Below are 1060 nucleotides of genomic sequence, written 5' to 3' on the forward strand. Positions count from 1 at the left end.
CGCCTGGACCATCTTGATGATGCCGGCCGCCCCGGCCGCCGCCTGGGTGTGCCCGAGGTTCGACTTGATCGACCCGAGCCAGAGCGGGTCGCCGCCGTCCCGGTCCCGCCCGTACGTCGCCAGCAGCGCCTGGGCCTCGATCGGGTCGCCCAGCGTCGTCCCCGTACCGTGCGCCTCGACCACGTCGACGTCCCGCGGCGACAGACCGGCGTTCGCCAGCGCCTGGCGGATGACGCGCTGCTGCGACGGGCCGTTCGGCGCCGTCAGACCGCTGGAGGCACCGTCCTGGTTCACCGCCGTGCCCCGCACCACCGCCAGGACCGGGTGGCCGAGCCGCTGCGCGTCCGACAGCCGCTCCACCAGCAGCATGCCGACGCCCTCTCCCCAGCCGGTGCCGTCCGCACCCGCCGCGAAGGACTTGCACCGGCCGTCGGCCGCCAGACCCCGCTGCCGCGAGAACCCGACGAACGTCTCCGGGGTCGCCATCACCGCGGCCCCGCCCGCGAGGGCGAGATCGCACTCGCCCGCCTGCAGCGCCCGGGCCGCCAGGTGCAGCGTGACCAGGGACGACGAGCAGGCGGTGTCCACCGTCAGCGCGGGGCCCTCCAGGCCGAGCGTGTAGGAGATCCGGCCGGAGGCGACACTCCCCGAGTTGCCGGTCCCGAGGTACGCCTCGACCTCGTCCGGGACGTCCAGCAGGCGCGCGGCGTAGTCGTGGTACATCAGGCCCACGTAGACGCCGGTGCGGGAGCCGCGCAGGCCCAGCGGGTCCACCCCGGCCCGCTCCAACGCCTCCCACGCCGTCTCCAGCAGCAGGCGCTGCTGCGGGTCCGTCGCCAGCGCCTCGCGCGGCGAGATCCCGAACACGTCCGGGTCGAAGTCCGCGGCCTCGTAGAGGAACCCGCCTTCGCGCGCGTACGAGGTGCCGGGGTGGTCCGGGTCGGGGTGGTAGAGCCCCTCGACGTCCCAGCCGCGGTCGGTCGGGAACAGGCCGATGCCGTCCCGGCCCTCGTCCACCAGCTTCCACAGCTCGTCCGGAGTGGTGATCCCGCCCGGGTAG

The 1060-nt window shown here is 74.8% G+C and carries 1 protein-coding gene; it reads right to left on the bottom strand.

What is annotated here, in order from left to right:
* On the bottom strand, positions 1-1060 hold a 1060-nt coding region (locus PUR56_RS16420), incomplete at both ends, for a polyketide synthase (RefSeq protein ID WP_329949478.1).

Origin of the sequence: Streptomyces sp. BE303, assembly GCF_036290945.1 — a bacterium.
In the GTDB taxonomy this organism is placed as follows: domain Bacteria; phylum Actinomycetota; class Actinomycetes; order Streptomycetales; family Streptomycetaceae; genus Kitasatospora.